The following is a 24116-nucleotide window of genomic DNA, read 5'->3' on the forward strand; positions in this document are numbered from 1 at the left end:
CGCAGCGGGTTAGGCTCACCTTCGTTGTGTCGGCTTGGTGAATAAAGGCACACTTGTCTTGTGAAATACACCGGTTCGGACGACGCGTCGGTGGTAGACGACGCTCCGACCCGGGAGCGCGTCGCCACCACGATCCTCCAGAACGGCCCGTCGACGGCTGCTGACCTCGCGGTCCAGCTGCACCTGACGCCGGCCGCCGTACGCCGTCACCTCGACCAGCTCCTGGCCGACGGCGTGCTCGAGGCGCGCGACCAGCGGATCACCGGCCACCGCGGACGCGGCCGGCCGGCCAAGGTCTTCGTCATCACCGACGCCGGGCGCGACCACTTCGGGCACGCGTACGACGTGTTGGCCGCAGGCGCCCTGCGCTACCTCGCCGAGACCGGGGGAGACGAGGCCGTCATGGAGTTCGCTCGCCACCGGCTCAGCGACACCGAGGAGCGCTACCGCCCCCTCTTGGCCATGGCCGAGCCCGACCAGCGCCCCAAGGTGCTCGCCGACGCGCTCAGCGCGGACGGCTACGCCGCGTCCGTCGGCTCCACCCCCGCAGGCACCCAGATGTGCCAGCACCACTGCCCGGTCGCCCACGTGGCCGGGGAGTTCCCCCAGATGTGCGAGGCCGAGACCGAGATGTTCGCGCGTCTCCTCGGCACCCACGTGCAGCGGCTCGCCACGATCGCCCATGGCGACGGTGTCTGCACGACCCACCTGCCAAAGAACACCCCAGCAGAGAGGTTGCCCTCATGACGACAACGTCAGAGACCAACGCACCCAATGCCGTCGAGGAAGCAAACCCGGGCCTCAAGGACGTCGGCCGCTACGAGTTCGGCTGGTCCGACAAGAACGATGCCGGTGCCACGTCGAAACGCGGCCTGAGCGAGGACGTCGTCCGCAACATCTCGGCGCTCAAGAGCGAGCCGGAGTGGATGCTCGACCTGCGCCTCAAGGGCCTCAAGCTGTTCGGCCGCAAGCCCATGCCGACCTGGGGCGCGGACCTCGGCGGCATCGACTTCGACAACATCAAGTACTTCGTGCGGTCCACCGAGAAGCAGGCCGCCACGTGGGACGACCTGCCCGAGGACATCAAGAACACGTACGACCGCCTGGGCATCCCCGAGGCCGAGAAGCAGCGCCTCGTCTCCGGCGTCGCCGCCCAGTACGAGTCCGAGGTCGTCTACCACTCGATCCGTGAGGACCTCGAGGCCCAGGGCGTCCTGTTCCTCGACACCGACACGGCGCTCAAGGAGCACCCCGAGCTGTTCAAGGAGTACTTCGCGACGATCATCCCGGTCGGCGACAACAAGTTCTCCGCGCTCAACTCCGCGGTGTGGTCCGGCGGCTCGTTCATCTACGTGCCCAAGGGCGTCCACGTCGACATCCCGCTGCAGGCCTACTTCCGCATCAACACCGAGAACATGGGCCAGTTCGAGCGCACGCTGATCATCGCCGACGAGGACTCCTACGTTCACTACGTCGAGGGCTGCACCGCGCCGATCTACTCCAGCGACTCGCTGCACTCTGCGGTCGTCGAGATCATCGTCAAGAAGGGCGCCCGCGTCCGCTACACGACGATCCAGAACTGGTCCAACAACGTCTACAACCTCGTGACCAAGCGCGCCGTCTGCGAAGAGGGCGCCACGATGGAGTGGGTCGACGGCAACATCGGCTCCAAGGTGACGATGAAGTACCCCGCGGTCTACCTCATGGGCGAGCACGCGCGCGGCGAGACGCTGTCGATCGCGTTCGCCGGCGAGGGCCAGCACCAGGACGCCGGCGCCAAGATGGTCCACGCCGCGCCCAACACGTCGAGCTCGATCCTCAGCAAGTCGGTGGCCCGTGGCGGTGGACGTACGTCCTACCGTGGCCTCCTGCAGGTGCTCGAGGGCGCCGAGGGCTCGGCCAGCACGGTCAAGTGCGACGCGCTGCTGGTCGACCAGATCAGCCGCTCGGACACCTACCCGTACGTCGACGTCCGCGAGGACGACGTGACGCTCGGCCACGAGGCGACCGTCTCCAAGCTCAGCGACGACCAGCTCTTCTACTTCATGTCACGCGGCATGGAGGAGGACGAGGCCATGGCGATGATCGTCCGCGGCTTCGTCGAGCCCATCGCGCGTGAGCTGCCGATGGAGTACGCCCTCGAGCTCAACCGCCTGATCGAACTCCAGATGGAAGGGGCTGTCGGTTGACCGCCACGCAAACCGTCGCCGAGGCACTCGAGCTTGCTCCGGTCGAATCGCACCTGCACCCTGAGGGGTCGTTCGACGTCGAGGACCACCCGGTCCCGACGGGGTTCGAGGAGATCTGGCGATTCACCCCGCTCAAGCGCCTCCGCGGCCTGCACCAGGACACCCCGCTCGACGGCGACGACTTCAAGGTCGAGGTCGACGCCGCTGAGGGCGTCACCGCGGTCTCCGTGCCCGCCGGTGACTCCGCTCGCGGCGCCTCGGGCTACGTGCCCGTCGACCGCGTGTCGGCTCGCGCCTGGGAAGCCGCCCAGTCGGTCTTCGAGGTGACGATCCCGGCCAACGCAGTGGTCGACGAGCCCACCACGATCCGCCTGCACGGCGAGAGCCTCGACAAGGCTGCGGCCGGGCACCTGCTCGTTCGCGCCGGACAGTTCTCCAAGGCCGTCGTCGTCGTCGACTATGACGGCTCGGCGACCTGGGCCGAGAACATCGAGGTCGTCCTCGAGGACGGCGCCCAGCTGACGTTCGTGACGATCCAGGACTGGAACGACGACAGCGTCCACGTCGTCACCCAGCACGCCCGGGTCGGCCGCGACGCCGAGCTCCGCCACATCGCGGTCTCGCTCGGCGGCGACGTCGTACGCGCCAGCACCTCGGCGGACTACATCGGCACCGGCGGCAGCGTCGAGATGCTCGGCGTCTACTTCGCCGACGCCGGCCAGCACATCGAGCACCGCCTGTTCGTCGACCACACGGCACCGCGCACCAAGAGCAACGTCGAGTACAAGGGCGCGCTCCAGGGCAAGGACGCCCACACGGTCTGGATCGGCAACGTCCTGATCCGCAAGGAAGCCCAGGGCATCCTGACGTACGAGAGCAACGACAACCTCGTGCTGACCGACGGCGCCACGGCTGACTCCGTGCCCAACCTCGAGATCGAGACCGGTGACATCGAGGGCGCGGGTCACGCGTCCACGACGGGCCGCTTCGACGACGAGCACCTGTTCTACCTGCAGAGCCGTGGCATCGAAGAGGAAGAAGCCCGCCGACTCGTCGTGCATGGCTTCTTCAACGACATCATCCGTCGCATCGGCGTGCCGTCCCTGCAGGAGCGCCTGGTCGCCTCCATCGAGGAGGAGCTGGCCGAGCACGTAGGACGCATCTCATGACTTTTGTCGCCGCGGCGGCACTGGCAGACGTACCCAACGGTGGAGTCCTCGCCGTTGAGATCGAGGGCCAGGAGATCGCGTTGCTGCGCGACGGCGATGACGTCTATGCGCTGCGCGACGAGTGCTCGCACGCGTCGATCCCGCTGTCGGAGGGTGAGGTCGAAGGCTGCGAGATCGAGTGCTGGCTGCACGGCTCGCGCTTCGATGCCCGCACCGGCAAGCCGGTCAACCTCCCCGCCACCGAACCCGTACCCACCTACCCCACCCAGATCGAGGGAGACACCGTCATGGTCGACCTCTCACCCAGGAGCTGAAGCACATGTCCACCCTTGAGATCAAGGACCTTCACGTCTCGGTCAAGACCGAGGAAGGCGACAAGGAGATCCTCAAAGGCGTCGACCTCACGGTCAACTCCGGCGAGGTCCACGCCATCATGGGCCCCAACGGCTCCGGCAAGTCGACGCTGGCCTACTCGATCGCCGGCCACCCCAAGTACAACGTCACGAGCGGCTCGGTGACGCTTGACGGCGTCGACATCCTCTCGATGACGGTCGACCAGCGCGCCCGCGCCGGCCTGTTCCTCGCGATGCAGTACCCCGTCGAGGTTCCCGGTGTCTCGGTCGCCAACTTCCTTCGTACGGCCAAGACCGCGATCGACGGCGAAGCGCCGAAGCTCCGCACCTGGGTCAAGGACGTCAACGAGGCGCTCGAGCGGGTCACGCTCGACAAGGAGTTCGCGCAGCGCAGCGTCAACGAGGGATTCTCCGGTGGCGAGAAGAAGCGCCACGAGATCGCGCAGCTCGAGCTGCTCAACCCCAAGTTCGCGGTGCTTGACGAGACCGACTCCGGTCTCGACATCGACGCGTTGCGGGTCGTCTCGGACGGCGTCAACCGCTACAGCACCCAGGGTGACCGCGGTGTCCTGCTGATCACGCACTACACGCGCATCCTGCAGTACATCAAGCCCGACTACGTCCACGTGTTCGTCGCGGGGCGCCTTGCCGAGAGCGGCGGCCGCGAGCTCGCGGATCAACTCGAGGCCGAGGGGTACGACAAGTACGTGAAGGCTGCGGCACAGGCATGACCGTCGTCGAGGGAACCCAGACGTACGACGTCGCCAGGATCAGGGAGGACTTCCCGATCCTGGGTCGTCGCCTGGCCGGCGACTTCCCGCTGGTCTACCTCGACAGCGCCAACACCTCGCAGAAGCCGGTGCAGGTCATCGACGCGATCGATGACCACTATCGGCAGCACAACGCCAACGTCGCCCGCGCGATGCACCAGCTTGGTGCGGAGGCCAGCGCGGCGTTCGAGCTCGGCCGCGACAAGGTTGCCGCGTTCATCGGCGCCCCGAGCCGTGATGAGGTCGTGTTCGCCAAGAACGCCTCCGAGGCGCTCAACCTCGTGGCCCGCGTGCTGGGCGACTCAGGCCGCGTCGGCCCGGACCACGAGATCGTGATCACCGAGATGGAGCACCACTCCAACATCGTGCCGTGGCAGCAGCTGAGCCAGCGCACGGGCGCCAACCTGCGATGGTTCGGCGTCACGGACGACGGCCGACTCGACCTCGACGACATCGACCACCTCATCACCGAGCGCACCGCGGTCGTCTCGGTCACGTGGGTCTCCAACATGCTCGGCACGATCAACCCGCTCGAGCCGATCATCGCCAAGGCGCACTCGGTCGGCGCGCTGGTCGTCGTGGACGCGTCGCAGGCCGTCCCACAGCTGCCGGTCGACGTCGCTGCCCTGGGTGCTGACTTCGTGGCCTTCACGGGCCACAAGATGGTCGGCCCGACCGGCATCGGCGTGCTCTGGGGCCGCTACGACCTGCTCGCCGAGCTGCCCCCGTTCCTCGGCGGCGGCGAGATGATCGAGACCGTCACGATGGCGACGTCGACGTACGCCCCACCGCCGGCACGCTTCGAGGCCGGCACGCCTCCGATCGCCCAGTCCGTCGGACTCGGCGCAGCGGTCGACTACCTCTCGGCGATCGGCATGGACAACATCGCGGCGCACGAGCAGGCCATCACGGCGTACGCCCTGGGCGCGTTGCAGGAGATCGACGGTCTCACGATCGTCGGTCCAAAGGAAGCCGTCGACCGCGGGGGAGCCGTCAGCTTCACGCTCGGCGACATCCACCCGCACGACGTGTCGCAGCTGCTCGACTCGCGCGGTGTCGCGGTGCGCGCGGGTCATCACTGCGCGAAGCCGGCGCACCAGCGCTTCGGTGTGCAGTCCACGACGCGCGCCTCGTTCTACCTCTACACGACGACGGCGGAAATTGATGCCCTGGTCGAGGCGTTGCACCATACGAAGAAGTACTTCGGAGGCTGAGCCATGACTGACGCGATGAACGTGGACGCGCTCTACCAGGAGATCATCCTGGATCACTACAAGCGACCCCACGGCGCCGGACTGCGCGAGCCGTTCGAGGCCGAGGTGCACCACGTCAACCCGAGCTGTGGCGACGAGATCACCCTGCGGGTGCACCTCGACGGCAACACCGTCTCGGACGTCTCGTATGCCGCACAGGGCTGCTCGATCAGCCAGGCATCCACGTCGGTGCTCAACGACCTGATCGTCGGCAAGAACGTCGAGGAGGGCATGGCGATCCTCGACGAGTTCAACACCCTGATGCACGGCAAGGGCAAGATCGAGCCCGACGAGGAGATCCTCGAGGACGGCATCGCGTTCGCCGGCGTCGCCCAGTTCCCCGGCCGCATCAAGTGCGCGCTGCTGGGCTGGATGGCCTGGAAGGACGCCGTCTCGCAGGCGCTCGTCATCACATCTTCAAGCACGGGAGACACGAAATGACCACGGACCACAGCGACCTGCCCGACGTCGAGCTGGCCCCCAAGGGCGGCACGACCAAGGAAGACGTCCTCGAGGCCATGAAGGACGTCGTCGACCCCGAGCTCGGCATCAACGTCGTCGACCTGGGCCTCGTCTACGGCGCCGATGTCGACGAGCACAGCAACACGGTGCTCTCGATGACGCTGACCTCGGCGGCCTGCCCGCTGACCGACGTCATCGAGGACCAGACCCGCGCTGCCCTCGACGGCATCGTCAACGACTTCCGGATCGAATGGGTCTGGATGCCGCCGTGGGGCCCGGACAAGATCACCGACGACGGCCGCGAGATGCTCCGTGCCCTCGGCTTCAACATTGGTTGAGGCCGATTCGCCCCGGCGAATCGCGCCGAGACCAGGTTGAGCCGAAGCACGCCGAAGGCGTCAGCGTGGGGGTCCCCCCACGAGCTCTGCGAGTAGGGGGAGAAACCTCGTGAGCTGACTCCCCAGCGGTGGGACGCAACGCACACGCATACGGTCTCGAGCAGCCTCACCGAGCCCGTAGACTGGGTCGGTGAGCTTTCATCAGCGGGAATGAGACCGGCGTACGTTCGCCGGCCTTTTCGCACACCCTGATCTGAAAGTCACCCCATGCTCACCATCTCCAATGTGGAGCTGCGCTTCGGCGCGCGCGTCCTGATGTCCGACGTCTCCTTCCGCGTCGACAAGGGCGACAAGATCGGTCTCGTCGGCCGCAACGGCGCCGGCAAGACCACGCTGACGCGCATGCTCTCCGGCGACGGCCAGCCCGCCGAAGGGTCGATCACGTCCACCGGCAAGATCGGCTACCTCCCGCAGGACCCCAAGTCCGGCGACCTCGAGACCACCGCGCGCGACCGCATTCTCGGCGCCCGCGGGCTCGACGAGGCGCTGACGGCGATGCGCAAGGCCGAGATCGACATGGGCTCGCCCGACCCCGCGATCGCCGAGAAGGCCATGAAGGCCTACACGCGCGCCGACACGGTCTTCGGGGCTGGCGGCGGGTATGCCGCGGAGTCCGAGGCCGCGACGATCGCCCATGCGCTGGGCCTGCCCGACCGCGTGCTCGAGCAGCCGCTGTCGACGCTGTCGGGTGGTCAGCGCCGCCGCATCGAGCTCGCCCGCATCCTGTTCTCCGACGCCGAGACGCTGCTGCTCGACGAGCCGACCAACCACCTCGACGCCGACTCGGTCGTCTGGCTGCGCGGGTTCCTCAAGAGCTTCAGCGGCGGTCTGGTGATCATCAGTCACGACGTCGAGCTGATCGAGGAGACCGTCAACAAGGTCCTCTACCTCGACGCCAACCGGGCCACGATCGACATCTACAACATGGGCTGGAAGTCGTACGTCAAGCAGCGCGAGGCCGACGAGCACCGCCGCAAGCGCGAGCGGGCGATCGCGGTCAAGAAGGCCGACCAGCTCACCAGCCAGGCCAACAAGTTCCGCGCCAAGGCATCCAAGGCCGCGACAGCACAGCAGATGCTCCGTCGCGCCGAGCAGCTCGTCGCCGGCCTCGACGGTGAACGTGTCGTCGACAAGGTCGCGAACATCAAGTTCCCCAAGCCCGCGCCCTGCGGCAAGACTCCGCTGATGGCCGAGGGACTGTCCAAGTCGTACGGCTCGCTGGAGATCTTCACCGACGTCGACCTGGCGATCGACAAGGGCAGCCGCGTCGTCGTGCTGGGCCTCAACGGCGCCGGCAAGACCACGCTGCTGCGCATGCTCGCCGGCACGCTGGAGCCCGACACCGGCGAGATCCAGCCGGGCCACGGCCTCAAGATCGGCTACTTCGCGCAGGAGCACGAGACGCTCGACACCTCACGCACCGTGCTGGAGAACATGCAGGCCCAGGCCCCGCAGCTCACCGACACCGAGGCGCGCAGCGTGCTCGGCTCGTTCCTGTTCAGCGGCGACGACACGTCCAAGCCGGCCGGTGTGCTGTCAGGCGGCGAGAAGACTCGACTGGCGCTGGCAAGCCTCATCGTCAGCAGCGCGAACGTCCTGCTGCTCGACGAGCCGACCAACAACCTCGACCCGGCGTCGCGCGAAGAGGTCCTGCGGGCCATTCGTACGTATGAAGGTGCGATCGTGCTCGTCTCGCACGACGAGGGAGCGGTCCTGGCCCTCGAGCCCGACCGCGTGCTGCTGTTGCCCGACGGCGACGAGGACCACTGGTCCGAGGACTACGCCGACCTCGTCACGCTGGCCTGATCGCCCGCTCAAGCCGGCCGCTCGCCAGGTTTCGAGGCTTCGGGCGCTGAGCGCCCTCGCACCTCAACCCGCTCGACCGGTCGCGCGCTAAGCGCGCTCGGGCCTCGCGAACCCGTCGATGCGGGTGGGGTTGCGGCGCTCCTTGGCCTCGGACCTGGCGAACCAGAAGTAGCCGACAACCGCGAGCAGCGCGAAGAACCACCACTGCAACGCGTAGAAGAAGTGCGGACCCTGGCCGCGCTCGGGCTCAGGCTCGGCGGCGAGCTTCTCAGCCGGCGGCGGATCCTCCGAGCGCAGGTTGAGGTAGCCGCCCAGCAAGTCGTACGGCACGGACTTCGCGAATCCGACGCTCGAGATCGCCCGGATCTGGCCGTCGACGGGGCGAATCGCGTCGTTGCCGGCGCCGTTGTTCGGCCGCAGCCAGCCGGTGATCGTCACCTGGCCCGACGGGGGAGCAGGTACGTCAGGGCGGGCCACCGTGTTCTCCGACTCCTGCCAGCCGCGGTCCACCAGCACCGCCTGACCCGATGAGAGCACGAACGGGGTGACGACATCGACACCCGGGGCGCCGTCACGCGTCGAGAACTTGACCGTGACCTGGTGCTCGACGTCGTACGTTCCAGTGGCCCGCACGCGGGTGAACTCGCTGTTGTCGTCGACCTCGTCTCCGGGCTTGAGCGCCTGTGTGAGGTCGACGGGGTCGGCCTTGAGGTGCGCCGTGATGATCTTGTTCTGGTCGAGCCGGTGTTCGAGCCGATGGATCTGCCAGAACCCCAGACGGGTGCAAACGGCGGCGAGCACGATGACGAAGACCGCGAATCCGATCCACCGCGCGCTCAGCAGGAAGCGGTACACACGACGACGGTAGTTGTGCAGGTCAACTGCGGGTCGGCCGGGTTGCCGGTCCGCACCTAGGATGGACCCATGCAGCTCATCGACACACACGGCCGGGTCGCCACCGACCTGCGCGTGTCACTGACCGATCGCTGCAACCTGCGCTGTCAGTACTGCATGCCCGCTGAGGGCCTCGACTGGATGCCGGCCGAGGAAACGCTCACCGACGCCGAGCTGATGCGCCTGATCGGCATCGGCGTCGAGATGCTGGGCATCCGCGACGTGCGGTTCACCGGGGGAGAGCCGCTGCTTCGCCGCAGCCTTCCGGAGCTCGTCGCCGCCACCAAGGCGTTGCCGTCCAGACCCCGCACGGCGATGACCTCCAACGGTCTGGGCCTCAAGCACACCGCCGAGGCGCTGGCCGCGGCCGGACTCGACCGGGTCAACATCAGCCTCGACACCACCGACCCGGTGACCTTCGAGACGATCACCCGCCGCAACCGGCTCCACGACGTCATCGACGGCCTCGCCGCTGCCCGCGAAGCCGGTCTGGCGCCGGTCAAGGTCAACGCCGTGCTGCTGCGCGGCATCAACGACGCCGAGGCGCCCGACCTCCTGCGCTGGTGCATGAAGCACGACTACGAGCTGCGCTTCATCGAGCAGATGCCGCTCGACGCCCAGCACGGCTGGAGCCGCGAGGCCATGGTCACGGCCGACGAGACGCTGACGCTGCTCGGGGAGCACTTCCGGCTCACCGGCCTCGACGGGCGTGGCTCCGCGCCGGCGGAGAAGTTCCTGGTCGACGACGGGCCCCACACGGTCGGCATCATCGGCTCGGTGACCCGCCCGTTCTGCGGCGACTGCAACCGCGTACGCCTGACGGCCGACGGCCAGATCCTCAACTGCCTGTTCGCCCGCGAGGAGTCAGACCTGCGCACCGCACTGCGTGCAGGCGCCTCGGACGACGAGATCGCGCGCCGCTGGGTCTCCGCGATGATGACCAAGCTGCCGGGTCACGGCATCAACGACCCGAGCTTCCTGCAGTCTGCCCGCCCGATGTCCTCCATCGGCGGCTGACCTCTCGCTAGACCGGGACGGTCTCTTTCCAGAAGCCACGCGCCGACAGGAATGCTCGCAGGGACTCCTCGTGCTCGTCGCATGCGAGCCAGGTCTTGCGCCGGTCGGGCGTGTGGATCTTGGGGTTGTTCCAGAGCAGCTGATGCGTTGCCTCGGCGGTGCAGCCCTTGGCCGAGCAGGTCAGGACGTCACTCACGGTCGAGCTTGGGTGCGGTCGGTGGTTCGAGCTCGCCCTTGGCCTCAGCACCGAACGGCGACGGCCCGGCGCCCTTCTTGCGTACGCCGGCGTTGGCCAGCACGACCGACGTGTAGGGGAGGAACACCGCACCGACGAACAGGACCCAGCCGAAGCGGGACCACGGCGACGGAACGGCCGTCAGCATGATCACCCCGCCGACGAAGCAGATCGTGCGGATTCCCATCGAGATCGCATAGCGCCGCTCGCGTCGGCCTCGGTCGGCGCTCTGGGACTCGGCCGCAGTCGTGATCGAGAAGACCTGCTGCTTCCGCGGTTCTGTGGGCACACCTCCACTCTACGTCGCATACGCGTGCCTGCGTGATCGAGTCCGAGGTCCCTCGGCGTGCCAGCAGCGGGGGCCGTACGCTCAGGGCATGACTGATCGCACATACCGCGTCACCGAGATCGTCGGCACCTCTCCCGACGGCATCACCGAAGCCGTCGACAACGGCATCAAGCGGGCCGGACAGACCCTGCGCCACCTCGACTGGTTCGAGGTCACCGACATCCGCGGACAGATCACCGACACGTCCGTGTCCCACTACCAGGTCACGATGAAGCTGGGCTTCCGTCTCGAAGACGACGAGTAAGTCCGGCGCTAGTCGGTCGACCCGAACGCCCGCAGCGCGCCCGCGAGGGCTGACAGAGCAACGACCACGCCGCCATACACGTACGTCGTGGTGGCCAGGCCGGCGTGCGGCGCTGCGATGCCGGCGATGACCGCCGGGATGCCGAACGCGAGATAGCTCACGACGAACACGGCGGCAAACAGCTCGCCGCGCTCGTGCGGTCCGACAGTCGGCGTGATCGAGCGCATGATGCCGAGGAACGCGGTGCCGAACCCGGCGCCGGCGACGACGGCTGCCGCGATGAACGCCCACAGGGAGCCCGCGGCCAGCGCCGCGAGGGTCAGGGCAGTGCCCACCGCAAGAGCAAACGTCCCGAAGATCGTGATGCGTCGCGACGACTGCCGGCGAGCGACGTAGCAGGCGATCGCGCCGACTCCCGTCAGCACTGTGACGACCAGCCCTTGCTCGATGTGGTCGGAGCCGCCCAGCTGGGTCGCGACGATCGGGGCACCGAGCGACAGGTAGAGCCCGCCAGTGGCCCATCCGGCGATCAGTGCGGGGGTGCTCCGGAGGAACGCCGGCCGAGCCGCGAGGGGTATGCCCACGCGCGGCCGAAGTGAGCGCAGCAGCCCTTCGTTGCGAGGTGAGGTCTCGGGCAGGAGCCACACGACGACGGCCAGCACTGCGTAGACCGCCGTCAGGCTGCCGAACACCACGACCAGCGGCGCCGATGCCTGGTCCAGCACGATGCCGGCGGCCAACGCGCCCAGAGCGAGCCCCGCGAGCGGGCTCACGCTGTTGAACGTTGCCGCGGCGCCCGGCCGGGTCTTGGGTTCGAGGTCGACGACGGCAGCGCTCAGGGACGACATCAGCAGGCCGCTGGCCGCACCCTGCACGACGCGGGCCGCGAACAGCGTCCCGACAGAATCGGCGTGCCAGAACACCACCATGCTGCCTGCGAGCAAGACGAATCCCACCGACAGCATGGGACGCCGGCCGATGTGGTCCGACAGCGAGCCGGTCACCAGCAAGGTGACCAGCAGCGCGATGGCGTACACCGCGAAGATGCCGGTCAGCGTGGCGGAGGAGAACCCGAGCTCCTGCTGGAGCACCGGATAGAACGGCGAGGGTGCGCTCGCGCCGGCCATCATCGCCACGAACGCGACCAGTCCGAGGGCAAATCCAGGGGTCTGGCTGCGGGGGAGCGTCTGTGGAGCGTCCAGCGTGGTGGTCATGTGAGCCTCGACAATTGGGTTCGAAAAGTTTGGAACCTTCACGGTACGCCGGAGATCACCATGGTTCAAGTATTATCGAACCATGGCAACGTATGAGCTGGAACACCCCGCGATCGAGGACATCACTCTGACCGACGTCCTGTTCGCCCTCAGCGACCCGGCTCGCCTCGAGATCGTGCGCGAGGTCGCCGACGGGCCCTTGGACATGGCGGCGTGTGGGGCGACCAACCCCGACCTGCCCAAGTCGACCAAGTCGCACCTCATGAAGGTCCTGCGAGAGGCTGGGATCGTCCGCAACGTCCCCAACGGCAGGGGCCGGCTCGTGAGCCTGCGCAAGGACGAGCTCGACGCAAGATTCCCCGGCCTGCTCGACTCGGTGCTGCGCAGCTAGTCCGCTGCGTCGGCCGCCTCGACCTCTTCACGCGTGATGCCGAGGAGGTAGACGATCGCGTCGAGGTACGGCACGTTGACGGACGTCCGCGCCTGGTCGCGTACGAGGGGCTTGGCGTTGAACGCAATGCCGAGGCCCGCGGCGGCGAGCATGTCGAGGTCGTTGGCGCCGTCGCCGATCGCCACGGTGTTCTTGACCGAGATGCGGGCCTGCTCCGCGAAGTGCCGGAGCGCTTCGGCCTTGCCGGCCCGGTCGACGACGTCGCCCAGGATCTTGCCGGTGAGCTTCCCGTCGACGACCTCGAGCTCGTTGGCGGCGAAGTAGTCGATGTCCAGCTCGGCGGCGATCTTCTCGATGATGCGGGTGAACCCGCCGCTGACCAGCGCGAATCGGTAGCCCAGCCGCTTGAGCGTACGAATCATCGTGCGAGCGCCCGGGGCGTACGTCAGCGAGTCGTAGACCTCGTCCAGGGCGGACTCGTCGACCCCCTCGAGAAGCGCAACCCGGGCATACAGCGACTCCGTGAAGTCCAGGTCGCCACGCATCGCCGCCTCGGTGACGGAGGCGACCTCGTCCTCGCAGCCGGCGTGGGCGGCGATCATCTCGATGACCTCGCCCTGGATCAGCGTCGAGTCGACGTCCATCACGACGAGTCGCTGGGCGTGGCGCAGGATGCCGTTCTCCTGCACCGCGACGTCGACGCCCTGCTCGAACGCGACGGCGGCGAGGTCGGCCTGCAGCTGGTCCGGATCGGCGCCGGAGACCTCCATGCGGATCGCGGTCACGGGATAGCGGGCCATGCGGACGATGCGGTCGATGTTGCCGCCGTCGTCCTTGATCCGCTTGGCCAGCGCCGCCATCGCAGCGGGTCGCAGGGGAGCGCCGAGGATCACGACCTGCGAGCGGCCCACGCGACGAGCCCGGTTGTCGCCCGTGCCGTACTCCACGGTGACCTCGAGCCCGAACGCCGCGCCGACGTCGTGCACCGTGCTCTCGAGCCGTGGATGGTCGTCGGGGACGGTGAGCAGGGCGCTGAGGATCAGGCGGCCTCGTACGACGAGCTGCTCGACGTCGATGACCTCGACGCCGAACGGCTCGAGCTCTCCGAACAGGCGCGTCGTCACACCGCTCTGGTCGGGACCCGTGAGGGTGACCAGGACGGTCGGATCGTTGAAGTGCAAGGTGGGCACGGGATCAGTCATCGCACCCGAGGCTATCGCTGACGTCCAGCGTGCCCGCGATAGGTTGACTCCACCGCCAACAACCACGACCAGGAGTGTGTATGCCTGCCGCTTTCGAGCTCTCGAAGGTGAGTGTCGTTCGGCCCGGGAAGGTCTTGCTGGAGGACGTCAGCTGGACCGCCGAAGAAGGCGAACGGTGGGTCGTGCTCGGCCCCAACGGTGCCGGCAAGACAACCCTGCTGCAGATCATCAGTGCGGCGTTGCATCCCACCAAGGGCAAGGTCCGGATCCTCGGCAGCAAGCTCGGCAAGGTCGACGTGTTCGAGCTGCGCACCCGCATCGGGCACACCAGCACCGCGGTCGCCGACCTCATCCCGCCGTCCGAGTCCGTCGGCAACACGATCGTGTCGGCGGCTCACGCCGTGCTGGGGAGGTGGCAGGAGGAGTACGACGAGGAGGACTACCGTCGCGCGACGCAAATGATGGGCGAGATGGGCATCGCGGCGCTGGCCAACCGTACGTTCGGCACGCTCTCCGAGGGCGAGCGCAAGCGCGTGCTGATCGCCCGTGCGCTGATGACCGACCCCGAGCTCCTCCTGCTCGACGAGCCGGCAGCAGGCCTCGATCTCGGTGCCCGCGAGGACCTGATGGCCAGCCTCGAGGTGCTGTCGCATGCCGACGACGCGCCAGTGCTCATCATGGTGTCGCACCACGTCGAGGAGATTCCCGTCGGATTCACCCACGTGCTGATGCTTCGGGATGGGAAGGTGGTGGCGCAGGGGCCGATCGAGCCGACGCTGACCAGCGAGACGCTCAGTGCGACCTTCGGGTCACGCATCCAGCTCCAGCACGAAGGTGGACGCTACAACGCCCGCCGGGCGGCGTACGGACATCGCGCCGATCGCAGTGATGGAACAGGGGAGACAGCATGATCGACTGGATACAGGACCATCCTGCGGCGACGTGGCTCGGCCTTGCCGTCATCCTCGCGGCCGTCGAGGTGTTGAGCCTCGACCTGGTCCTCCTCATGTTCGCCCTCGGCGCCGTGGGCGCGTCGATCGCCGCAGGGTTCGGCGCACCACTCTGGGTCGCGATCCTCTTGTTCGTGCTCGTGGCCGTCGCGTTGCTCTACTTCGTACGCCCCCCGATCGTCCAGCGCCTGCACGCGGGCCCGACCCTCACCACGGGACACGAGGCACTCGTCGGCCGTTCTGCCGTCGTCCTCGAGCCGGTCGACAAGCGCGACGGCCGTATTCAGCTCGCCGGTGAGATGTGGTCCGCGCGGGCCGCCGACGAGCAGCGAGTGTTCGACACCGGCACCGAAGTCCTCGTCACCCGGATCGACGGCGCCACCGCTGTCGTCACCATCAAGGAGTCCTGAATGGAACCAGCACTGATCGTGCTCATCCTCGTCGCCGTCCTGGCGATCGTGGTCATCTCGATGACGGTCAAGATCGTCCCGCAGGCGCGCTCTGGGATCGTCGAACGCTTCGGCAAGTACCGCACGACCCTTTCAGCAGGCCTCAACATCGTGATGCCGTTCATCGACAAGGTGCGCTACGTCATCGACCTGCGCGAGCAGGTCGTGTCGTTCCCTCCGCAGCCCGTCATCACCGAGGACAACCTCGTCGTGTCGATCGACACCGTGATCTACTTCCAGGTCACCGACCCGGTCGCTGCGACGTACGAGATCGCCAACTACATCCAGGCCATCGAGCAGCTGACCATGACGACGCTGCGCAACATCACCGGTGGCATGAGCCTCGAGCACGCCCTGACCAGCCGTGACCAGATCAACTCCGGACTGCGTGGTGAGCTCGACAGCGCGACCGGCAAGTGGGGCATCCGCGTCAACCGCGTCGAGCTCAAGGGCATCGACCCGCCGCCGTCGATCATCGACGCGATGGAGCAGCAGATGCGCGCCGAGCGCAACAAGCGCGCGGCGATCCTGACAGCGGAGGGCGAGCGGCAGTCCGCGATCCTCACGGCCGAGGGCCAGAAGCAGTCCGCGATCCTGACCGCCGAAGGTGAGCGCCAGGCCCAGATCCTCACGGCTCAGGCCGACCGCCAGGCCCAGATCCTGCGCGCCCAGGGTGAGGCCCAGGCGATCCAGACGGTGTTCCAGGYCATCCACGACGGCAACCCGGACCAGAAGCTGCTGTCCTACCAGTATCTCCAGATGCTTCCGAAGATCGCCGAGGGCGACAACGCCACGACCTGGATCATCCCGGCCGAGCTGACCAGGGCGCTGGGCACACTCGGCGGCACGCTCGGCAAGATCCCTGTCGACGGTGGTGGCAGCAAGACCCGTGTCGACTTCGATGCGCCGATCGAGGATGACGCCCCGGAGGAGCAGGACACCGCGGACGCCGTTCAGGAGGCCCTCGACGCCGCCAAGGCCGCTGAGACTCCGGTGACTCCGGTGACTCCGGTGACTCCGACCTCTGGTCCGACCCCGGCCCAGCCGGAGGCCGGTACGCCCGAACCGCCCGCGGCTGAACCACCCCCGGCTCCGCCCAAGGCCTGACACGCAGGTTGCCGTTCCTTGAGCTTGTCGAAAGGTCCTTTCGACAAGCTCAAGGAACGAGACGCGGCTCAGTACTGGTAGGTGCCGTGGATGATCGCACGGCCCAGCGTCTTGAACGCGAGGTTGAAGCCGACGACGGCGGGGGAGACGGAGCCGTCAACGCCCAGCCTCTCCTCGCCGACGGCATGAACCACGAAGAAGTAGCGGTGCACCTGGTCGCCCTCGGGCGGCGCAGCGCCCATGAAGTTCAGGCCGCCGCCGTCGTTGCGTACGTGGAAGGCGCCGTCCGGCAGCGAGTCGTCGGACGCGCCGGCGCCTGCGGCCAGCTCGGTGACGTCGGCCGGGATGTCGACGGCGACCCAGTGCCAGAACCCGGACACGGTCGGCGCGTCCGGGTCGAAGCAGGTCACGACGTACGACTTGGTGCCCTCGGGCGCGCCGGTCCACGACAGCTGCGGCGACGTGTCACCGAACGCGTTGACCTGGTCGTCCTTCAGGGGCTGCCCATCAGTCACGTCCGAGCTAGTCACGGAGAACGAGGCTGTGGCCGGCAGGAGTGGATAGGGATCGGGTGTGACAGGACGCTCAATGCTCATGCTCGTTAGGCTAGCCCGGTGGCCGAGATCGTACGACTGGACGACCTCGAGGATCCCCGACTCCGCGACTACGTCGACCTCCGTGACGTCCAGCTGAGACTGCGGCTCGAGGCAGATCGCGGGCTGTTCCTCGCGGAGGGGGAGAAGGTCGTCCGCCGGGCGATCGAGTCAGGCCACCAGCCGCGCTCGTTCCTCATGTCTCCGCGTTGGCTTGACGGTCTCGCTGACCTGCTCGATGCCACCGACGTGCCGTGCTTCGTCCTGGACGACAAGTCGATCGAGAAGCTCACCGGCTTCCACGTGCACCGTGGGGCCTTGGCGGCGCTCGAACGCCCCGTGTTGCAGTCGCCCCGGGACGTGTTGGCTCGTGCGCATCGAGTGATCGTGATGGAGGATCTGGCCGACCACACGAACGTCGGGGGAGCGTTCCGGGCCGCGGCGGCGTTGGGGTTCGACGCCGTGCTGCTCTCGCCACGCTGCGCCGATCCGCTCTATCGTCGGGCGATCAAGGTCTCGATGGGGTCGGTGTTCTGGCTTCCGTATGCCCGCGTCGACGACTGGTACGGCGCGCCGGAGCTGCTCCGCGAGGCGGGCTTCACGACGTACGCCATGACGCTGGCCGACGATTCAGTGCCGATCGACGAGGTCCCGCACGACGTCGAGCGACTCGCGCTGATCGTGGGGTCTGAGGGCCATGGCCTCAGCCCGCACTGGGAGAAGTCTGCGGATCATCGCGTGACGATCCCGATGGCCGCGGACATCGACTCCCTCAACGTCGCCTCGTCGGTCGCCGTCGCCTGCTGGGAGCTACGCGGGCGCTAGTGCCTGGCTGGGAAAGAGCTTGCTCGCCTGTTCGATCAGCTCGAGGGCTGCGTGATGCACGTCAAGCACGTAGGCATCAGCCTCCGTGGCCGTCGGCCGGAACGAGGTGGGATGCGCGCAATCGTTCCTGGCCTGTAGGTAGAGCGGGAGGAGATCAGCCATGTCGCCGGTGGTCAGGCCCAGCTCGAACAGCATCTTCAACAGATCAGCACCGGGCGTCTTCATGGCGAGGTCCTCGACGCTCGTCAGCTTCCACGATGGTCTGACGGCTCGCACGGCAGCGAAGTCGTCGGCGGCAAGGAACGTCAGTGCCAGGGCGACGTAGCCGTTCCAGGCTGCCACGTAGGCGGGTCGGTGGAGCCCGTGCTCGACGCACGCTCGGGCTTCCTGCAACCCTTCCTCCAAACGGGCAAGCCCGGCCATCCGGGTGCCGATGGTGAACCGGATCGGACCAGAGACTGGTGTGCGTTCTGCGACGCGTCGGCGGGAGAAGTCGGCGCGTGAGCACAGGATCAGGAAGCTCTCGACGGTCTTGTCGACGTGGTGCTGGGAGTAGCCGGTGACCTCGCGCACGAGCGTCGCCAGTTTCCGGGGCGGTACCTTCTCCGGTGACTCGAACTGCTGGAACAGCGGGGCATACGCCACCCGGAGTGCTTCGGCGAGGAGCCGTTCAGAACCGTCCGTCTTGCGGTAGTCGTGCCACAGCGGGGTGGGGACGCCCGCAGCGTCCACGAATCCCATCGCCCGCAACAGTCCGACCATGTGGGGACCTTCACCCTTGGCGAGCCCGTTGGCCTCGAGATGCAGCCCGGTGACCCGGCTTGGTGTTGATGCCCTCCGGATCGTTCGGAGCGCGAGCGGGATCGATGACGGCGCCGTCGTGTGCGGCATGCCTGTCATGACTCTCCCTTGGTGCTTCAGCGCTCGATCACCGGATCATCGACGAGGATCGTGACGGGCCAGTCGTCGGGATAGCTGTCGGCGAGCTCCTGGTGCTGCTTGTAGAGCTTCTTGCGCGAACGCTCTGGCAGGCGGTCGCCGAACACCGTGCCGAACAGGTGATCCGTCTCGTGCTGCAGACAGCGCGCCAGCAGGCCATCACCAACGAACTCCACGGGCTCGCCCTTGTGGTCCACGCCGGTCACGTGCGCGCGATCCGGGCGGGCACAGGAGGTGAAGGCGCCGGGCAATGACAGGCAGCCCTCGTCCTCGTCCTCGAGATTGCGCTCCTTGCCCTCGGGCAGGTGCAGGACGGGATTGCACACGACGCCGGTGATCTGGACGTTGTCGTCGTCCGGGCAGTCGAACACGAACACCTTGAGGTCGACGCCCACCTGGTTGGCGGCAAGGCCGACGCCCTTGGCGGCGTACATCGTCGCCACCATGTCCTTGACGAGCGTCTCGAGCTCGTCGTCGAAGACCGTGACGTCCTTGAGCTCTCGGTGCATGACGGGCGTGCCCCACCGGGTGATGGGACGCACGGAGCCGCCATCGGGCAGCGGTCGGGACTGTGAAGCAGGCACGGGCTCTGGGGCTCCTTCGCTCAGGACTGGTCAAGGCTACCGATCCGCCGACACGCGGCAACCGCTGGTCCTTCGATGTGAGGTCGGATACCATTGGTATGTCAAACTGCAACTCGCAGTTACAGTTGACGGCACGTGGTGGGCAACGTCGTCCAACCCAATCTTCGAGGAGTTCCTGTGGCCAGTCGCCGAGATCCCATGGGCATCGGCCTGGCGGTGCTCAACCGCATCGCCAGCTCGCCGACCATCGACAAGCTCAAGCTGCGCAAGACGACCGAGAAGGCCGTCTACCAAGGTGCCAAGAGCGGCTTCCGCGTCGCCGGCGCGACCGGTCGTACGTTCAAGCGGGTCAAGAGCACCGGCAAGCCCAAGCGCCTGGCGCGTACGTCCGACAGTGGCGTGTTCGACCTGGAGCCGACCGAGGATCAGCAGATGATCGTCGGCGTCATCAAGGAGTTCGCTGCCGAGGTGCTGCGGCCGGGCGCCGAGGCTGCAGAGTCGGCCAACGACACGCCCAAGGAAGTGCTCGCCCAGACCAGCGAGTTCGGCCTGACGCTCCTCAACATCCCCGAGAGCCTCGGCGGGTTGTCTGAGGACCGCTCCGCCGTCACCGGAGTGCTCGTCGCCGAAGCGCTCGCCGAGGGCGACATGGGGCAGGCCGTTGCGTGCCTGGCGCCGGCGGCGGTCGCAACCGCGATCTCCCTCTGGGGATCCGACGCACAGCAGCAGACCTACCTCCCGGCGTTCGCCGGTGACGACATCCCCACCGCCGCGCTGGCCGTTGCCGAGCCCCGGCCGCTGTTCGACCCGTTCGAGCTGCAGACGACTGCGGTCAAGACCGAGACCGGCTACCGACTCAACGGCGTCAAGTCCGCCGTCGTGCGCGGCAGCGAGGCCGAGCTGTTCGTCGTCGCGGTCGACGTCGAGGACCGGGGGGCCACGCTGGTGCTGCTCGAGTCGAGCACCGACGGCGTGACGATCGAGGCAGATCCGAGCATGGGGTTGCGCGCCGCCGGCCTGAGCCGGCTCGTGCTGACGGACGTCGAGGTGCCCGCCGACGCGATCCTGGGGGATGGCACCGCTGACGACTACCGAGAGTGCGTACGTCTGTCGCGGCTCGCCTGGGCCGGCCTCGCCCTCGGCACCGCCCGCGCGATGCTCGACTACGTCTCGGACTACGTCAAGACCCGCACGGCGTTCGGCGAGCCGATCGCGCACCGCCAGGCCGTCGCGTTCATGGTCGCCGACATCGCGATCGAGCTCGAGGGCATGCGCCTCACGACCCTGAGGGCCGCGTCGCGCGCCGAGCAGGGCGCCGACTACGCCCGGGAGGCCGCGCTCGCCCGGCGGCTCACGGCTGAGTACGGCATGAAGATCGGCACCGACGGCGTCCAGCTGCTCGGTGGCCACGGCTTCGTCAAGGAGCACCCGGTCGAACGGTGGTACCGCGACCTGCGAGCCATCGGCCTGATGGAAGGAGCAGTCCTCGTCTGAGGACGGAATCACTCATGATCAATCTCGAGACTCCCCGCAAGTTCCGCCCGTTCATCAAGCAGGCCCACCAGGTCGCTGAGGAGTTCCTCCGCGCCAACTCGCGCAAGTACGACCTGGCCGAGCACGCATACCCCAAGGAGCTGGATCTCCTCGCCTCGCTGGTCGACGGCATGGGCGACTCCGGTCAGGGCCAGGGCGCCGGCGCGGCCGGCGTACGCCGTGACGAGGGCGACGAAGACACAGGCAGCAAGGTCAAGAACGGCACCAACATGTCGTCCGTGCTCTCGATCATCGAGATGTGCTGGGCCGATGTGGGCTTGCTGCTGTCGATGCCCCGCCAGGGGCTCGGCAACTCGGCGATCGCCTCGGTGGCCGACGACGAGCAGCTAGAGCGGTTCAAGGGCACCTGGGCCGCCATGGCGATCACCGAGCCGAGCTTCGGCTCCGACTCGGCCGCGATCACGACCACCGCCGTCAAGGACGGCGACGCGTACATCCTCAACGGCGAGAAGATCTTCGTGACAGCGGGGGACCGGGCGGACTCGGTCGTGGTGTGGGCGACGCTCGACAAGAGCCTCGGCCGGGCCGCGATCAAGTCGTTCCTCGTGCCCAAGAGCCTGCCCGGCATCAGGGTCGAGCGGCTCGAGCACAAGCTCGGCATCCGGTCGTCCGACACCGCCGTCATCGTGCTCGACAACTGCCGGGTGCCTGCGGAGAACCTGCTCGGCAACCCCGAGATCGACACCAAGCAGGGCTTCGCGGGCGCCATGGCGACGTTCGACAACACCCGGCCACTGGTTGCCGGCATGGCGGTGGGCTGCGCACGAGCAGCCCTCGAGGACACCCGACGCCTGCTGGAAGAGGCCGGGGTCGTCATCGACTACGACCGACCGGTGCAGTCGCAGTCGTACGCAGCGGCGACCTTCATCGCGATGGAGGCCGACTGGGAGGCGGCGCAGCTGCTGACCCTTGCGGCCGCGTGGCTGGCGGACAACCGCAAGCCCAACTCGATGGAGGCGTCGATGGCCAAGGCCAAGGCCGGACGCGTGGGCAACCAGATCACGCTGCGGTGCGTCGAGCTCGCCGGCACGCTGGGCTACAGCGAGACCGAGCTGGTGGAGAAGTGGTCGAGGGACTCCAAGATCCTCGACATCTTCGAGGGCACGCAGCAGATCCAGCAGCTCATCGTGGCACGGCGTCTGCTCAACCTCACCTCCTCCGAGCTGCGCTGAGCCGCTGAGGCTCGCTGACCTGCACAGACCACCACGGAGGCGCCGGGTTCTTCTATAGGGTTGAACCATGGAGCCAACGGCATGAGCGAGCGCAGCGAGCGAATCATCCAGCGATCATGCCGACGCCTTCGTATCGTGGGTTACTTCTGGGAGGCGGCGGCATGAGCAGTGACCTCCCGGCCGATCTCGACGTCGAGTATGAGCTGACCCGGTTCATCAGGCGGGTGCGTGCGCGTTCGCTCCGCCAGCTGCCGGAGATCCACCCGTCGCTCGACTACGGGATGTTCCTGTTCCTCATCGCGATCTGTGACGCGCCTGACGGCATCCGCGGGTCAGAGCTCGCCGAAGGCCTCGGCGTGCACAAGTCGACGGCCAGCCGGGCCGTCGCTTCCCTGGAGAAGCTGGGCCTCGTCAACCGCATCCCGGACCCGGACGACGGCCGGGCTCAGCTCCTGGTCGCAGAGCCCGAGGCGCGCGCCAAGGTCGACGCCTATCGCAAGCGCGCGCACGCCAGAATGTCGGCGATCCTGTCGGAGTGGACCGCTGACGACATCAGCACGTTCGCGCGCAGCCTCGCGCGTCTCAACGACGCCGCCGAACAGATGCCGTGAGGATCTTCCACCTCGCCACCGAAGAAGCCTGGACCTCGGCCGTCTCCGCCGGGACCTACACCGTGTCGACCCTCGGACTGGACCTCGCCGAGGTCGGCTTCATCCACTGCTCGCAGGCCGAGCAGGTCGCGGGAGTGCATGAGCGCTTCTATCGCGATGTCGACGAGACGCTGCTCCTCCTCACGATCGACACCGATCGGCTGACGTCGCCGTGGCAGCTCGATCCCGTGGACGGGGAGCCCTTGCCGTTCCCGCACATCTACGGACCGCTCAACATCGACGCCGTGGTCTCGGCCGAGCCGTTCAGACCGTGAGCATCGCCTTGATGGCCGTACGTTCGTCCATCGCGCGATAGCCGTCCGCGACCTTGTCGAGCGGGACCGTGAGGTCGAAAACGCGTCCGGGCTCGACCGCGCCGGACAGGACGTCGGGCAGCAGCTCCTCGATGTAGTTGCGAGCAGGAGCGACGCCGCCGGCGATACCGATGTTGCGGTCGAACATCGCCTTGACGTTGAGCTCGACATCGTGCGGCACGCCGACATAGCCGACGCGGCCGCCCGGACGGGTCGACAGCATCGCCTGCTTCATGCTCTCGGTCGTACCGACGCACTCCAGCACGAAGTCGGCCCCGATGCCGTCGAAGATCTCGCGAACGGCTGCCGCGCCGTCCTTGCCGCGTTGCTCGACGATCTCATCGGCGCCGAAGTCGCGGGCGAGCTGCTGACGATCCGCGTGGCGAGACATCGCGACGATGCGGCCCGCGCCCAGCCGCTTGGCGGCGAGCACTGCGCTCAGGCCAACGGCGCCGTCGCCGACGACAGCCACGGTGCTTCCGGCTGTGACACCAGCGGAGACTGCGGCGTGGTGGCCCGTGGGGAAGACATCGGACAACGTCAGCAGGTGAGCCACCATCTCCTGGCTCGGCTGCTCGGCGGTCGCCACGAGCGTGCCGTCGGCGAGCGGAGCGCGTACGACCTCGCCCTGACCGCCGTCGACGGCATGGCCCTGGTGGTCCTGACCGCTCCAGTAGCCGCCCTGGACGCAGGACGTGTGCACGCCGCGGAGGCACAGGGCACACGTGTTGTCGGAGAAGGCGAACGGTGCGATGACGAAGTCGCCGCTCTTGACGGTCGAGACGCCCGCACCGACCTGTTCGACGACGCCCACGAACTCGTGACCGATGCGCCGGGGTCCGGTGAACTCGTTGATGCCGCGATAGGACCACAGGTCGGATCCGCACACGCACGAGGCCACGACACGCACGATGGCGTCTGTGTCCTCGATCAGCTGCGGGTCGGGTACGTCGTCGAGGCGGATGTCGTGAGGGGCGTGAAGGACCGTGGCGCGCATGTGGCCATTCTTGCAGCGGGGTCCATGTGACAGGAT

29 protein-coding genes are annotated in these 24116 nt (G+C 67.6%); 20 read left to right on the forward strand and 9 right to left on the reverse strand.

What is annotated here, in order from left to right; all coding sequences use genetic code 11:
• The first annotated feature begins 60 nt into the window (after nucleotides 1-60).
• From AC1DVU_RS20145 to AC1DVU_RS20185, 9 genes are all read left to right on the forward strand, one after another.
• The gene (locus AC1DVU_RS20145) at nucleotides 61-747 is read left to right on the forward strand and encodes a helix-turn-helix transcriptional regulator (protein WP_476924234.1); all 687 of its coding nucleotides are present in this window, start codon (nucleotides 61-63) and stop codon (nucleotides 745-747) included.
• Nucleotides 744-2189, forward strand: a complete 1446-nt coding sequence (gene sufB, locus AC1DVU_RS20150) for a Fe-S cluster assembly protein SufB (RefSeq protein WP_476924235.1) — start codon at nucleotides 744-746, stop codon at nucleotides 2187-2189. Before AC1DVU_RS20145 ends, sufB begins: the two co-directional genes overlap by 4 nt.
• Entirely contained in the window at nucleotides 2186-3358 is a 1173-nt protein-coding gene (gene sufD / locus AC1DVU_RS20155) for a Fe-S cluster assembly protein SufD (protein WP_476924236.1), read from the forward strand. The genes sufB and sufD overlap by 4 nt, the downstream gene beginning before the upstream one ends.
• Nucleotides 3355-3672 (forward strand): non-heme iron oxygenase ferredoxin subunit, encoded by a 318-nt coding sequence (locus AC1DVU_RS20160; protein ID WP_476924237.1) that lies wholly within the window; start codon nucleotides 3355-3357, stop codon nucleotides 3670-3672. Before sufD ends, AC1DVU_RS20160 begins: the two co-directional genes overlap by 4 nt.
• 5 nt (nucleotides 3673-3677) lie before the next feature.
• Nucleotides 3678-4442 (forward strand): Fe-S cluster assembly ATPase SufC, encoded by a 765-nt coding sequence (gene sufC, locus AC1DVU_RS20165; protein WP_476924238.1) that lies wholly within the window; start codon nucleotides 3678-3680, stop codon nucleotides 4440-4442.
• Complete coding sequence (locus AC1DVU_RS20170; protein ID WP_476924239.1) at nucleotides 4439-5695, forward strand: cysteine desulfurase; 1257 nt, start codon at nucleotides 4439-4441, stop codon at nucleotides 5693-5695. The genes sufC and AC1DVU_RS20170 overlap by 4 nt, the downstream gene beginning before the upstream one ends.
• Nucleotides 5696-5710: 15 nt before the next feature.
• Entirely contained in the window at nucleotides 5711-6175 is a 465-nt protein-coding gene (sufU, locus tag AC1DVU_RS20175) for a Fe-S cluster assembly sulfur transfer protein SufU (RefSeq protein WP_476924321.1), read from the forward strand.
• Nucleotides 6172-6534: a metal-sulfur cluster assembly factor gene (locus tag AC1DVU_RS20180; protein WP_476924240.1), complete on the forward strand. Its 363-nt coding sequence runs from the start codon at nucleotides 6172-6174 to the stop codon at nucleotides 6532-6534. Before sufU ends, AC1DVU_RS20180 begins: the two co-directional genes overlap by 4 nt.
• Nucleotides 6535-6801: 267 nt before the next feature.
• Nucleotides 6802-8400 (forward strand): ABC-F family ATP-binding cassette domain-containing protein, encoded by a 1599-nt coding sequence (locus tag AC1DVU_RS20185; RefSeq protein ID WP_476924241.1) that lies wholly within the window; start codon nucleotides 6802-6804, stop codon nucleotides 8398-8400.
• Between the two features lie 87 nt (nucleotides 8401-8487).
• On the opposite strand, the gene AC1DVU_RS20190 is transcribed toward AC1DVU_RS20185, so the two are convergent.
• On the reverse strand, nucleotides 8488-9255 hold the full coding sequence (locus AC1DVU_RS20190) for an SURF1 family cytochrome oxidase biogenesis protein (protein ID WP_476924242.1): 768 nt from the start codon (nucleotides 9253-9255) through the stop codon (nucleotides 8488-8490).
• A gap of 69 nt (nucleotides 9256-9324) precedes the next feature.
• Here AC1DVU_RS20190 and moaA point away from each other — a divergent pair, with 69 nt between their 5' ends.
• On the forward strand, nucleotides 9325-10311 hold the full coding sequence (gene moaA, locus AC1DVU_RS20195) for a GTP 3',8-cyclase MoaA (RefSeq protein ID WP_476924243.1): 987 nt from the start codon (nucleotides 9325-9327) through the stop codon (nucleotides 10309-10311).
• Between the two features lie 7 nt (nucleotides 10312-10318).
• On the opposite strand, the gene AC1DVU_RS20200 is transcribed toward moaA, so the two are convergent.
• Both AC1DVU_RS20200 and AC1DVU_RS20205 read right to left on the reverse strand, forming a co-directional pair.
• A complete protein-coding gene (locus AC1DVU_RS20200; RefSeq protein WP_476924244.1) occupies nucleotides 10319-10507 on the reverse strand; it encodes an acetone carboxylase in 189 nt (62 codons plus the stop codon).
• Entirely contained in the window at nucleotides 10500-10835 is a 336-nt protein-coding gene (locus tag AC1DVU_RS20205) for a DUF3099 domain-containing protein (protein ID WP_476924245.1), read from the reverse strand. The genes AC1DVU_RS20200 and AC1DVU_RS20205 overlap by 8 nt, the downstream gene beginning before the upstream one ends.
• A gap of 88 nt (nucleotides 10836-10923) precedes the next feature.
• Between AC1DVU_RS20205 and AC1DVU_RS20210 the strand changes: the two genes are divergently transcribed.
• Complete coding sequence (locus tag AC1DVU_RS20210; protein ID WP_476924246.1) at nucleotides 10924-11139, forward strand: dodecin; 216 nt, start codon at nucleotides 10924-10926, stop codon at nucleotides 11137-11139.
• Between the two features lie 8 nt (nucleotides 11140-11147).
• Here AC1DVU_RS20210 and AC1DVU_RS20215 read toward each other — a convergent pair whose 3' ends face one another.
• Nucleotides 11148-12353 carry an MFS transporter gene (locus AC1DVU_RS20215; protein WP_476924247.1) on the reverse strand — a complete coding sequence of 402 codons (1206 nt, stop codon included), beginning with the start codon at nucleotides 12351-12353 and terminating at the stop codon, nucleotides 11148-11150.
• Nucleotides 12354-12435: 82 nt separating this feature from the next.
• On the opposite strand from AC1DVU_RS20215, the gene AC1DVU_RS20220 reads away from it, so the two are divergent.
• Nucleotides 12436-12744, forward strand: a complete 309-nt coding sequence (locus AC1DVU_RS20220) for an ArsR/SmtB family transcription factor (protein ID WP_476924248.1) — start codon at nucleotides 12436-12438, stop codon at nucleotides 12742-12744.
• Here AC1DVU_RS20220 and serB read toward each other — a convergent pair.
• A complete protein-coding gene (gene serB, locus AC1DVU_RS20225; RefSeq protein ID WP_476924249.1) occupies nucleotides 12741-13946 on the reverse strand; it encodes a phosphoserine phosphatase SerB in 1206 nt (401 codons plus the stop codon). The two genes, AC1DVU_RS20220 and serB, sit on opposite strands and share 4 nt — an antisense overlap.
• 80 nt (nucleotides 13947-14026) lie before the next feature.
• Between serB and AC1DVU_RS20230 the strand changes: the two genes are divergently transcribed.
• Genes AC1DVU_RS20230 through AC1DVU_RS20240 form a run of 3 tightly spaced genes read left to right on the forward strand, consistent with a single transcriptional unit; the run spans nucleotide 14027 to nucleotide 16452 of the window.
• Entirely contained in the window at nucleotides 14027-14857 is an 831-nt protein-coding gene (locus AC1DVU_RS20230; RefSeq protein WP_476924250.1) for an ABC transporter ATP-binding protein, read from the forward strand.
• Nucleotides 14854-15306, forward strand: coding sequence for an NfeD family protein (locus AC1DVU_RS20235; RefSeq protein WP_476924251.1), 453 nt, complete (start codon nucleotides 14854-14856; stop codon nucleotides 15304-15306). Before AC1DVU_RS20230 ends, AC1DVU_RS20235 begins: the two co-directional genes overlap by 4 nt.
• Nucleotides 15307-16452, forward strand: coding sequence for an SPFH domain-containing protein (locus AC1DVU_RS20240; RefSeq protein WP_476924252.1), 1146 nt, complete (start codon nucleotides 15307-15309; stop codon nucleotides 16450-16452).
• A gap of 68 nt (nucleotides 16453-16520) precedes the next feature.
• On the opposite strand, the gene AC1DVU_RS20245 is transcribed toward AC1DVU_RS20240, so the two are convergent.
• A complete protein-coding gene (locus AC1DVU_RS20245; protein WP_476924253.1) occupies nucleotides 16521-17048 on the reverse strand; it encodes a YbhB/YbcL family Raf kinase inhibitor-like protein in 528 nt (175 codons plus the stop codon).
• Between the two features lie 18 nt (nucleotides 17049-17066).
• On the opposite strand from AC1DVU_RS20245, the gene AC1DVU_RS20250 reads away from it, so the two are divergent.
• Entirely contained in the window at nucleotides 17067-17870 is an 804-nt protein-coding gene (locus AC1DVU_RS20250; protein ID WP_476924254.1) for a TrmH family RNA methyltransferase, read from the forward strand.
• Here AC1DVU_RS20250 and AC1DVU_RS20255 read toward each other — a convergent pair.
• The gene (locus AC1DVU_RS20255) at nucleotides 17856-18770 is read right to left on the reverse strand and encodes a DUF5343 domain-containing protein (protein WP_476924255.1); all 915 of its coding nucleotides are present in this window, start codon (nucleotides 18768-18770) and stop codon (nucleotides 17856-17858) included. The two genes, AC1DVU_RS20250 and AC1DVU_RS20255, sit on opposite strands and share 15 nt — an antisense overlap.
• 17 nt (nucleotides 18771-18787) lie before the next feature.
• Nucleotides 18788-19393, reverse strand: a complete 606-nt coding sequence (gene def, locus AC1DVU_RS20260) for a peptide deformylase (protein ID WP_476924256.1) — start codon at nucleotides 19391-19393, stop codon at nucleotides 18788-18790.
• A gap of 177 nt (nucleotides 19394-19570) precedes the next feature.
• On the opposite strand from def, the gene AC1DVU_RS20265 reads away from it, so the two are divergent.
• The 4 genes from AC1DVU_RS20265 (at nucleotide 19571) to AC1DVU_RS20280 (ending at nucleotide 23044) form a co-directional block, all read left to right on the forward strand.
• Nucleotides 19571-20887, forward strand: a complete 1317-nt coding sequence (locus AC1DVU_RS20265; RefSeq protein WP_476924257.1) for an acyl-CoA dehydrogenase family protein — start codon at nucleotides 19571-19573, stop codon at nucleotides 20885-20887.
• Between the two features lie 14 nt (nucleotides 20888-20901).
• On the forward strand, nucleotides 20902-22119 hold the full coding sequence (locus AC1DVU_RS20270; RefSeq protein ID WP_476924258.1) for an acyl-CoA dehydrogenase family protein: 1218 nt from the start codon (nucleotides 20902-20904) through the stop codon (nucleotides 22117-22119).
• Nucleotides 22120-22280: 161 nt separating this feature from the next.
• Nucleotides 22281-22730 (forward strand): MarR family winged helix-turn-helix transcriptional regulator, encoded by a 450-nt coding sequence (locus tag AC1DVU_RS20275; protein ID WP_476924259.1) that lies wholly within the window; start codon nucleotides 22281-22283, stop codon nucleotides 22728-22730.
• Nucleotides 22727-23044, forward strand: coding sequence for a DUF952 domain-containing protein (locus tag AC1DVU_RS20280; protein WP_476924260.1), 318 nt, complete (start codon nucleotides 22727-22729; stop codon nucleotides 23042-23044). The genes AC1DVU_RS20275 and AC1DVU_RS20280 overlap by 4 nt, the downstream gene beginning before the upstream one ends.
• On the opposite strand, the gene AC1DVU_RS20285 is transcribed toward AC1DVU_RS20280, so the two are convergent.
• Nucleotides 23034-24080, reverse strand: coding sequence for a zinc-dependent alcohol dehydrogenase family protein (locus tag AC1DVU_RS20285; RefSeq protein WP_476924261.1), 1047 nt, complete (start codon nucleotides 24078-24080; stop codon nucleotides 23034-23036). The genes AC1DVU_RS20280 and AC1DVU_RS20285 overlap by 11 nt on opposite strands.
• Nucleotides 24081-24116 lie beyond the last annotated feature (36 nt).

Source organism: Aeromicrobium sp. P2_G6 (assembly GCF_056403535.1).

What these genes read in the sequence shown, in the direction of transcription:
- AC1DVU_RS20285 (WP_476924261.1), bottom strand. Translation starts at nt 24,080, where the DNA reads ATGCGCGCCACGGTCCTTCACGCCCCTCACGACATCCGCCTCGACGAC.
- AC1DVU_RS20230 (WP_476924250.1), top strand. Translation starts at nt 14,027, where the DNA reads ATGCCTGCCGCTTTCGAGCTCTCGAAGGTGAGTGTCGTTCGGCCCGGG.
- moaA (WP_476924243.1), top strand. Translation starts at nt 9,325, where the DNA reads ATGCAGCTCATCGACACACACGGCCGGGTCGCCACCGACCTGCGCGTG.
- AC1DVU_RS20180 (WP_476924240.1), top strand. Translation starts at nt 6,172, where the DNA reads ATGACCACGGACCACAGCGACCTGCCCGACGTCGAGCTGGCCCCCAAG.
- sufU (WP_476924321.1), top strand. Translation starts at nt 5,711, where the DNA reads ATGAACGTGGACGCGCTCTACCAGGAGATCATCCTGGATCACTACAAG.
- sufC (WP_476924238.1), top strand. Translation starts at nt 3,678, where the DNA reads ATGTCCACCCTTGAGATCAAGGACCTTCACGTCTCGGTCAAGACCGAG.
- AC1DVU_RS20220 (WP_476924248.1), top strand. Translation starts at nt 12,436, where the DNA reads ATGGCAACGTATGAGCTGGAACACCCCGCGATCGAGGACATCACTCTG.
- AC1DVU_RS20210 (WP_476924246.1), top strand. Translation starts at nt 10,924, where the DNA reads ATGACTGATCGCACATACCGCGTCACCGAGATCGTCGGCACCTCTCCC.
- AC1DVU_RS20160 (WP_476924237.1), top strand. Translation starts at nt 3,355, where the DNA reads ATGACTTTTGTCGCCGCGGCGGCACTGGCAGACGTACCCAACGGTGGA.
- AC1DVU_RS20275 (WP_476924259.1), top strand. Translation starts at nt 22,281, where the DNA reads ATGAGCAGTGACCTCCCGGCCGATCTCGACGTCGAGTATGAGCTGACC.
- AC1DVU_RS20270 (WP_476924258.1), top strand. Translation starts at nt 20,902, where the DNA reads ATGATCAATCTCGAGACTCCCCGCAAGTTCCGCCCGTTCATCAAGCAG.
- AC1DVU_RS20185 (WP_476924241.1), top strand. Translation starts at nt 6,802, where the DNA reads ATGCTCACCATCTCCAATGTGGAGCTGCGCTTCGGCGCGCGCGTCCTG.
- AC1DVU_RS20255 (WP_476924255.1), bottom strand. Translation starts at nt 18,770, where the DNA reads ATGACAGGCATGCCGCACACGACGGCGCCGTCATCGATCCCGCTCGCG.
- AC1DVU_RS20170 (WP_476924239.1), top strand. Translation starts at nt 4,439, where the DNA reads ATGACCGTCGTCGAGGGAACCCAGACGTACGACGTCGCCAGGATCAGG.
- AC1DVU_RS20235 (WP_476924251.1), top strand. Translation starts at nt 14,854, where the DNA reads ATGATCGACTGGATACAGGACCATCCTGCGGCGACGTGGCTCGGCCTT.
- serB (WP_476924249.1), bottom strand. Translation starts at nt 13,946, where the DNA reads ATGACTGATCCCGTGCCCACCTTGCACTTCAACGATCCGACCGTCCTG.
- AC1DVU_RS20215 (WP_476924247.1), bottom strand. Translation starts at nt 12,353, where the DNA reads ATGACCACCACGCTGGACGCTCCACAGACGCTCCCCCGCAGCCAGACC.
- sufB (WP_476924235.1), top strand. Translation starts at nt 744, where the DNA reads ATGACGACAACGTCAGAGACCAACGCACCCAATGCCGTCGAGGAAGCA.
- AC1DVU_RS20245 (WP_476924253.1), bottom strand. Translation starts at nt 17,048, where the DNA reads ATGAGCATTGAGCGTCCTGTCACACCCGATCCCTATCCACTCCTGCCG.